This window comes from Bacillus sp. FSL M8-0266 (genome assembly GCF_038613425.1).
GTDB lineage: Bacteria > Bacillota > Bacilli > Bacillales > Bacillaceae > Bacillus > Bacillus pumilus.
Map to the genome: position 1 here is coordinate 3,806,496 of NZ_CP152015.1, position 9,239 is coordinate 3,815,734.

Sequence of the window (9,239 nt, forward strand, 5' to 3'; positions counted from 1 at the left end):
CATTATATATTCGTCAGCAAATGTCTATTTTCGTACATGAAAAGACGAACTTAAACGTAGTAAAAAATATATCAATATATCTTTTTGAAGAAAAAGATATCATAAAAAACCCTCACTTCCATCAAAAGTGAGGGGCACTTGTCAAAAATGTAATCCACCAATTGTACGGCCTTCGTTCACAATAATCTTAGGGGTCACCGTTTTATAGCTTCTCTTTTTTAAGAATCCATAGGGGGTCTTAATGGTAAATGTCGCATGTCCTACAGCATCGCCTGTTTTGGCATAGGCCTGCCACACAATCTTTGAACAATAAGTCGGGTCCAGTGATTGAATAGACATGGTGATGGAGTATCAAGCCTTTGGATGAGCTTTCACATAATCGCGCGCCCATTCCCCTGCCAGGTCTGCTGTTTCCTCTTGATTAATACGAATGACCTTTGTATTGGCATTATAGCGAAACCAGTTAAGAATGGAGTCAAGCTGAGGATGCTGTCGAAACCCTGGAATAGAAGCAAAGCTCTTCTCATTAATGACGATACCTGCATGTCCAACGATTCCCTTCAAAGCATCAGTGTTTGTCACCAATATATCCCCTTTTTTAGGCGAAATATCGGTACCAGGATACGGCTTTCCTAAAAGGCGTTTGATGGTGTGCGGCTTATCATCCGTCACAAACTCATCCTGCTTGTTTTGTTGTAAGCCATAATCCTTCAAATGATCTCCAGCTGAAATCAGATCAATTGTGTCGCCCTGAGACTCATGCTCATGATTTAATTGATCTAAAGTGATCTCCTTCGAAACAACACCTTGTTTCTTCAGGACGTTCAGTTCTTTTTTGGTCAACGGACTTTCTTGTGCAGGAACCGTTGGCGAATTCACAGCAAATATGGTTGTTTCATTTGTAAAAAGAAAAAAAGAAAATAGTAAATAACAAATAATAACAAAATTTATCTTTTTCATTTTCATCGAGTCATGTCACCTCCTTTCCTCTATAAAAATAATATTTTACCAATTTGTGAATAATAAGTAAATATAAAGTAGAACCAATAAAAAAAGCTGACGAGTGGCTCTCATCAGCTTTTTTCTATTTAGGAATCCGAATTGTTAATTGGATATATTCCTCAAATTCTTCTTCCTCGGTATTTATTTTAAGCCCGCTGTCTTCTACCATATGGAGAGACTGGCGAATGGTATTCATCGCAATTCGTGTATCACGACTAAACGCCTTACGTTTTGGCTTCGGTTTGCGATCTGTTTTTTGTTCAAGCATTTTCACTACACGCTCTTCAGTCTGTTTTACATTCAGCTGCTTTTCGATGATTTCCTGCAATAGCGCGATTTGTAATTCTGGAAGCTTTAGGGGTACAAGTGAACGTGCATGCCTTTCAGAGATTTTTTTCTCTAGGATGGCCTGTTGTACCTCTTCAGGCAACTTTAAAAGTCTTAATTTGTTTGCAACAGTTGATTGTCCCTTACCTAAACGCTGAGCAAGCGCTTCCTGTGTTAAATCATGAAGCTCTAAAAGACGTGCATAGGCATGAGCCTCTTCAATAGCAGACAGCTCTTCTCTTTGCAAATTTTCAATCAATGCCACAGATGCCGTTTCCGTATCAGTAAAATCTTTTATAATAGCGGGGATTTTCTCCCAGTGAAGAGTCTGTACCGCTCTCCAACGTCTTTCGCCGGCGATCAGTTCATATTTTCCTTCTTCTTCTGTCGGTCTGACAACAATAGGTTGGATAATGCCATGGGTATGAATCGTCGTGGCCAGCTCATGTATCTTTTCTTCTGAAAAAATGGTGCGTGGCTGAAAACGGTTTGGCATAATTGTGTCGACCGGGAGCTCCTGTATCTCTTCCTTTAATGTATCATGCTCAGCAATCTCTGCCTCTATTTCGGTTTCACGCTCAGGATGTTCTTTGTCACCAAGCCCGAAGAAGCGTGAGAGTGAATGCTTCATGAACCTACACCACCTTTAAAAACTACCTTTTTATAATTCTATTTTCTCATGTTTTTTCCTTCTGTAAAATCTTAAATATTGAAGAAAAACCGACCTTTTACATGATCAACCTTCTATTGGTGATTTATTAGGTGTTCCTGGTTTTCTAGGATATTTTTTTGGTGTTTGCTTTTTCTTTTCAATGACAATGATATTCCGTTCGCTTTCTTCTAAAGGAAGGACAAAGGAATGCTTTTCAACAACCTCTCCTCCGAGGACAGTAACGGCTTTCTTCCCTGCTTGCATTTCTTCATCAGCAGCAGATGCTTTTAATGCCACAAACAACCCTTCCTTTTTTACAAGGGGCAGACATAGTTCGCTCAATACAGATAAACGCGCAACTGCTCTAGCAGTGACAAGATCATAGCTTTCACGCTTTTCCTTACGTTGTCCAAACGTCTCCGCCCGATCATGATAAAAAGTAGTATCTTGTAAGTTTAACCCTTTTGCTAATTCATTGAGAAACGTAATTCGTTTCTGAAGAGAATCAACAATGGTCACATGTAGATGAGGGAAGCAAATTTTAAGAGGAATGCTTGGGAAACCAGCACCAGCTCCTATATCGCAAATCGTCGTCACTTTGTGAAAATCAATGAAAAATGATGCTGAAATTGAATCATAAAAATGCTTTAAATACACTTCTTCCTTTTCAGTAATGGACGTCAAATTCATTTTCTCGTTCCATTCTACAAGCATGCGGAAGTAAGTTTCAAATTGTTCAAGCTGCACAGGAGAAAGAGTCATCCCTTTCTCCTCTAGTGCTGCTGTAAATTGTCCAATGTTCATGCCGACATCCTTTCTATTCTGCTATCTTCGCAATACGTCCCTGCTCTAAATATACTAAAAGGATAGAAATATCAGCAGGGTTAACGCCTGAAATACGAGAAGCCTGTGCAACAGAAAGCGGTCGGACTTCTTTCAGCTTTTGTTTCGCTTCAGTTGCAATTCCTTTGATGGCATCATAATCAATACAATCAGGAATCTTTTTGTTCTCCATCTTTTTCAGCTTTTCAACTTGTTGGAGTGACTTTTCGATATAACCTTCGTATTTAATTTGAATCTCTACCTGCTCACACACATCAGAAGGAAGCGGTGTTTCAGCAGGAGCTAACGTCACAACAGATTCATAGTTCATTTCTGGACGCTTCATCAAATCACTTGCACGAATACCGTCCTTCAGCTCACTTCCACCAAGTGAACGAATAAATTCTTGTGTCTCTGCTGTGGGTTTAATGATGACAGAATATAAACGTTTTTTCTCTGCTTCAATGGCTTCTTTTTTCTGCTGGTATGCCTGGAATCTTTCTTGAGAAATTAATCCAATATGATAGCCAAGTTCAGTTAATCTTAAATCCGCATTGTCATGACGAAGAAGCAAACGATACTCTGCACGGGATGTTAAAAGACGGTAAGGTTCATTTGTTCCCTTTGTGACAAGATCATCAATGAGAACACCGATATATGCATCAGATCGGCTTAAAATGACTTCTTCTTTACCCAATGCTTTTCTTCCTGCATTAATACCTGCCATAATTCCTTGACCTGCTGCTTCCTCATAGCCAGACGTACCATTAATTTGGCCAGCTGTATATAATCCAGAAATTTTCTTCGTCTCGAGTGTAGGCCACAACTGAGTAGGCACAATTGCATCATACTCAATGGCATAACCCGCTCTCATCATTTGTACATTTTCGAGCCCTGGGATGGTGGAAAGCATGCGCTGCTGTACATCCTCTGGAAGACTTGTAGATAATCCTTGAACATACACTTCCTGCGTATTACGACCTTCTGGCTCTAAGAAAATTTGATGTCTTGGTTTGTCATTGAAACGAACCACTTTATCTTCAATGGAAGGGCAGTATCTAGGACCAGTTCCTTTAATCATACCTGAATACATTGGAGAACGGTGAAGATTCTCATCAATAATTTGATGTGTTTCTAAACTCGTATAAGTTAACCAGCATGGCAGTTGATCTGTGATATATTCAACCGTTTCATAGGAGAACGCCCGCGGAACATCATCACCTGGTTGAATTTCTGTTTTACTATAGTCAATCGAGTGACTATTCACTCGAGGAGGTGTTCCTGTTTTAAAGCGAACCAAATCGAATCCTAACTCTGCTAAGTGATCCGATAATTTGATGGATGGTTGCTGGTTATTAGGACCACTTGAATACGATAGATCCCCTAAAATAATACGACCTTTTAAGAAAGTCCCAGTCGTTAATACAACAGACTTCGCACGATAGTTTGCCCCTGTTTGTGTAACGACACCTTTACATTCATCATCTTCTACAATTAAATGATCCACCATACCTTGAAGCATTGTCAGATTCGGTTCATTTTCCATTGTTTTTTTCATTTCATGCTGATATTGGAACTTGTCTGCTTGCGCTCTTAAAGCACGAACAGCAGGTCCTTTCCCCGTATTCAGCATGCGCATTTGAATATGCGTCTTATCTATATTTCGTGCCATTTCTCCGCCCAGTGCATCAATTTCTCTAACGACAATCCCTTTTGCAGGACCACCTACGGACGGATTACATGGCATAAAAGCAACCATATCGAGGTTGATAGTCAATACAAGTGTTTTAGCGCCCTGTCTTGCAGAAGCAAGAGCAGCCTCAACCCCAGCATGACCGGCACCCACGACGATGACGTCATAATTGCCAGCTTCATAACCCATTTCTTATGTTCCTCCCTTTACTTTCCTAAACAGAATTGAGAGAATAACTGATCAATCAAGCTTTCATGAACAGCATCTCCTATAATTTCACCGAGCTGTTCCCAGCAGCGTGTTAAATCTATTTGAACAATGTCGATTGGTACGTCCATTTCAATTCCTTCAAGAGCATCTTCAATTGATTGTTTTGCTGCCTGAAGAAGAGCAATATGCCTTGTATTACTTACATACGTTAAATCTCCACTTTCAATTGATCCAGTGAAGAACAGTGATTGAATCGCCATTTCAAGCTCATCAATGCCCTTTTCTTGTAATAATGATGTAGTGACCACCGGACGATCCTTTGCTAACTGCTTGACCTTTTCTACATCAAGCTTAGGCTCAAGATCTGTCTTATTCACAATCACGATGATATCCATACCTGAGACAGCCTCAAAAAGCTTAATATCTTCTTCTGATAATTCTTCGCTATAATTGAGCACAAGTAAAATCAGGTCAGCTTCTTTTAAGACCTGTCTAGATCGTTCAACCCCTATACGCTCAACAATGTCCTCTGTCTCACGTATACCCGCAGTATCGACTAGACGGAGAGGTACGCCTCTTACATTCACATATTCCTCAATAACGTCTCTCGTAGTTCCAGGAATATCTGTGACAATGGCCTTTGTTTCCTGTACAAGACTATTCAGCAAGGAAGACTTACCAACATTCGGCCTTCCTATAATTACAGTGGATAAGCCCTCTCGAAGGATTTTCCCCTGCTGGGAAGTCGAGAGCAACGATTCAATTTCTTTTTTGACGGATGTCGCTTTTTTCACTAAGACGCGATGTGTCATTTCTTCAACATCGTCATACTCAGGGTAGTCAATATTGACTTCAATATGCGCCAGTGTTTCTAGGATCTCGCCGCGCAGTCGCTGAACCAAACCGGAGAGACGTCCCTCCATTTGAGTGATTGCTACATTCATCGCTCGATCCGTCTTTGCCCGAATCAAGTCCATGACAGCCTCCGCTTGCGATAGATCTATTCTTCCATTTAAGAAAGCACGCTTTGTGAACTCACCTGGCTCCGCTAATCTTGCTCCTTCTCTTAAAGCAAGCTGCAATACTTTATTGACCGTTACAATTCCGCCATGGCAGTTAATCTCAATAACGTCTTCTCTCGTAAATGTTTTTGGCGCTCGAAGTACTGACACCATGACCTCTTCTATTACTTGATCAGTCCTTGCATCCACGATATGACCATAATGAATGGTATGAGAATCCACTGATACAAGTTTTTTCTCCTTAGGCCCTTTATACATCCTATCAGCGATCTGCACCGCTTCAGGCCCACTTAAACGAATAATCGCAATTGCTCCTTCACCCATCGGTGTCGAAATGGCTGCAATTGTATCCATCGCTCAATCACCTCTTTCTCTACTTTAATAGACAGTCTTTTATCTATTAAATGGACGTTGTCCATCTCTATATCAAAAACGCTTAATCCAAAATTCAAAGATACCATAAATGAAAGCGAAGTGAAAGTATCCTCTATACAATTATCCACAGCTTTGCATCCTATCTATTTTAACACTTAACTTATCCACATGTGAATAACGACGTTCTAAACTTATCTTCACATCTTACACCGAAACCCGATAAATTTAAACGCCCCGATGCCTTTGTTTACTTGTAAAAATGGCATTTTCCACTCAACTTACACTCTAACTTTTTAGAAATAAAGGATGAATCTTCTATAGAAACACAATTTTTCAATAAAAAAAGACTAAAATCCAGCTTTGCTGAATTCTAGCCTTTCTGTTATTTTTTATACAGCACCACAACATGACGCTTGCTGCCTGTATCTTCCGATGCCGTTGCTAGTTCTTTAGAAAAAGCAGCGATCGTATCATGAATTACTTTTCGTTCGTTCGAAGGCATTGGTTCTAAATGAACCTTTCTCTTCGTTTTTAAAACTTTGTTTGCTGTCTTGACGGCATATTGTTCAAGTGCTTCTTGTCGCTTCTTCCTATAATCTCCAATATCAATGGTAATATGATGATACTGATCAGAATAGCGATTAAACACTAACTGTACCAAGGTTTCTAAAGAGTACAAAGTTTGACCTCTTTTTCCAATCATTAATGATGTTTTATCTCCATCAATGTGAAAAGAAATCTTTTTCGGCTCCTGTTTGGAAACAATCTTCGCTTTAGGATCAATGGATTTAACAATATTATCTAAATACTGTGTAGCTAATTTAAGAGCATTTCTCTTTTCTATCAGCTTGACTACAGCTTGTCTTTTACCAAATAATCCTAAGAACCCTTTATTTCCTTCATCCAAAATTGTGATATCTACTTCTTCTTTTAGAAGCTGAATTTGTTTAAGTCCGGAATCTACTGCTTCTTCGATTGTGCGACCGACAGCAGTTATTTCCTTCATTTTTTATTCCCGCCAGCTTTTTCTTTTGTATCTAATTTTACTTGAGGAGTTTTAATCACTAATGTTTGGATGATCATGAAAATGTTACCTACAACCCAGTACAATGAAAGTGCTGCTGGGAAACTAATAGCAAATACAATGATCATAATCGGCATAACCCATAGCATGATCGCCATTTGAGGGTTGTCCGACGGATTTCCAGCCATCATCAGCTTTTGCTGAATGAAAGTAGCTACCCCCGCAATGATCGGTAATAGGAACAATGGATCTGGACTGCCTAAGTCAAACCATAAGAATGTATGCTTTTTAATTTCTGCTGTTCTCATAATTGCATGATAAAAACCAATTAGGATTGGCATCTGAATTAAAATCGGGAAACAGCCAGCCAATGGGTTGACGCCATTTTTTTGGAAAAGGGCCATTGTTTCCTGCTGAAGCTGCTGCTGAGTTTTTTGATCTTTAGAGCTATATTTTTCACGAAGCTTTTTAATTTCAGGCTGCAATGCTTGCATTGCTTTTGTACTTCTTAACTGCTTAATCATTAATGGTAAAATGAGCAAGCGGATTAACAGTGTCACAATAATGATCGCAACCCCGTAGTTTTCACCAGTCAAATTTGCCATGTACGTGATTAATTGAGATAGCGGGTAAACAATATAAGAGTTCCAAAATCCCTTACTATCTGATGTGATTGGTTCATTAATTTGTGTACATCCTGCCAATAGAACCAATGCGCCAATCAAGCTAAATATTAGTAATAATCGCCTTTTCAACAAGATTCCTCCCATTACTTCAAACTTTATTTAAGTTGGAATTGATTACGAAAGTGACTCACCTAATCAGTATGGTAACATTTTTTCATTACAAAGTGGTGGTTTCATTTTAGTTCACTAGATGAAGGAAGCGCTTTTAAAAATTGATTCAACGAAAGTTTCTATTACGAAGACTTTTTCGATTGTTGTTGATAAACAGCGGATTTTCTAAATAAATGTTGGAGAGACTTTTTTGTTTCTTCAAAGGTCAATTCACTTGCTGGTTTTCTTGCAATGACAATGTAGTCTTTTTCTTGTTTTAACTTATGACCTTCCTCTAAAAACACCTGGCGGATCAGTCGTTTAATTCGATTTCTCATCACTGCATTACCAATCTTCTTACTGACAGACAATCCTAAACGCAGTTCATCTTGATTTGGTTGGTCCAGCTGGTAAATAACGAATTGGCGGTTCGCCATTGATTGACCTTTTTTGAACACTTTTTGAAACTCTTCATTTTTTTTTAGCCTGTTTCGCTTCTTCATGTTTTCTTCCACTCCGATAAAAACTGACAGTTCAATTACGATTTTATGTAAAAAAGACCACTGACATTATTCAGTGGCCTAAGCTGATAATTTTTTTCTACCTTTGCTGCGGCGTCGCTTTATAACTAGACGTCCGTTTTTAGAACTCATACGGCTGCGGAAGCCATGAACTTTACTACGCTTACGGTTATTTGGTTGAAACGTTCTTTTCATTTATGACACCTCCCTGAGGAATAGCTGTTTAAGACAGTCTAACTCATTATATTTGTGTAACACATCGATTGTCAATATCAATGATAAAACTCTTATTATCAACCTTATAAGCATAACATAATTTATCAAACGAAGAAACCTTCTTTTTCAGTTTCCAACATTTTATTCTTTTTTTCCTCCTAAAAGGACTCCAAAACAAGGGTGTGGATATTTTTCCGGCATATTTAGACTATCCACATCCATTATCGACATTTTTTTCACACAAATAACCGATGTGGATAATTATTTTTCAACAGGATGTAAAATGTGTGGATAAGTTTGTGACACCCATTGCACCATCTCGTTTATTTTGATATTATATTTGTGTTTTAACTCTTAATTACTTATCTGACCTATTTGCGTTATCCACAATCTGTGGATAAGCTGTGGAAAGATATTACACAGGTTGTTGAATTGTTTATCCACAGACTGTGTAATTTGTCGAAAAGACGTTTTTCTACTATATTATTTGTTTTCAACAATGTATGTGCACGAATGGTGATGACCATTTGCTCTTTTTCGTGTTCTATAACAGTTTGATACTGGTCATTTTAAAAAGAAAAGGAGGGGGGAGAAGCCTT

The 9,239-nt window shown here is 38.7% G+C and carries 10 protein-coding genes; all 10 read right to left on the reverse strand.

The features are described 5' to 3' along the window. Positions 1-141: 141 nt before the first annotated feature. Positions 142-339 carry a hypothetical protein gene (locus MKY83_RS19595; protein WP_342487624.1) on the reverse strand — a complete coding sequence of 66 codons (198 nt, stop codon included), beginning with the start codon at positions 337-339 and terminating at the stop codon, positions 142-144. Between the two features lie 12 nt (positions 340-351). Further along, complete coding sequence (locus tag MKY83_RS19600; protein WP_342487625.1) at positions 352-966, reverse strand: orthopoxovirus pf05708 family protein; 615 nt, start codon at positions 964-966, stop codon at positions 352-354. 118 nt (positions 967-1,084) lie between these two features. After that, a complete protein-coding gene (gene noc, locus MKY83_RS19605) occupies positions 1,085-1,960 on the reverse strand; it encodes a nucleoid occlusion protein (protein WP_003214896.1) in 876 nt (291 codons plus the stop codon). Between the two features lie 105 nt (positions 1,961-2,065). After that, complete coding sequence (gene rsmG / locus MKY83_RS19610; RefSeq protein ID WP_126741556.1) at positions 2,066-2,785, reverse strand: 16S rRNA (guanine(527)-N(7))-methyltransferase RsmG; 720 nt, start codon at positions 2,783-2,785, stop codon at positions 2,066-2,068. A gap of 13 nt (positions 2,786-2,798) precedes the next feature. After that, the gene (gene mnmG / locus MKY83_RS19615; protein ID WP_342487626.1) at positions 2,799-4,685 is read right to left on the reverse strand and encodes a tRNA uridine-5-carboxymethylaminomethyl(34) synthesis enzyme MnmG; all 1,887 of its coding nucleotides are present in this window, start codon (positions 4,683-4,685) and stop codon (positions 2,799-2,801) included. Positions 4,686-4,702: 17 nt separating this feature from the next. Further along, the gene (gene mnmE, locus MKY83_RS19620) at positions 4,703-6,082 is read right to left on the reverse strand and encodes a tRNA uridine-5-carboxymethylaminomethyl(34) synthesis GTPase MnmE (protein ID WP_342487627.1); all 1,380 of its coding nucleotides are present in this window, start codon (positions 6,080-6,082) and stop codon (positions 4,703-4,705) included. Positions 6,083-6,485: 403 nt separating this feature from the next. Further along, positions 6,486-7,109, reverse strand: coding sequence for an RNA-binding cell elongation regulator Jag/EloR (jag, locus tag MKY83_RS19625; protein WP_106067530.1), 624 nt, complete (start codon positions 7,107-7,109; stop codon positions 6,486-6,488). Next, positions 7,106-7,888 (reverse strand): YidC family membrane integrase SpoIIIJ, encoded by a 783-nt coding sequence (gene spoIIIJ, locus MKY83_RS19630; RefSeq protein WP_088002962.1) that lies wholly within the window; start codon positions 7,886-7,888, stop codon positions 7,106-7,108. Before spoIIIJ ends, jag begins: the two co-directional genes overlap by 4 nt. A 158-nt stretch (positions 7,889-8,046) precedes the next feature. Next, positions 8,047-8,406: a ribonuclease P protein component gene (rnpA, locus tag MKY83_RS19635; RefSeq protein ID WP_106067531.1), complete on the reverse strand. Its 360-nt coding sequence runs from the start codon at positions 8,404-8,406 to the stop codon at positions 8,047-8,049. A gap of 78 nt (positions 8,407-8,484) precedes the next feature. After that, a complete protein-coding gene (rpmH, locus tag MKY83_RS19640) occupies positions 8,485-8,619 on the reverse strand; it encodes a 50S ribosomal protein L34 (RefSeq protein ID WP_081277122.1) in 135 nt (44 codons plus the stop codon). Between the last annotated feature and the right edge of the window lie 620 nt (positions 8,620-9,239).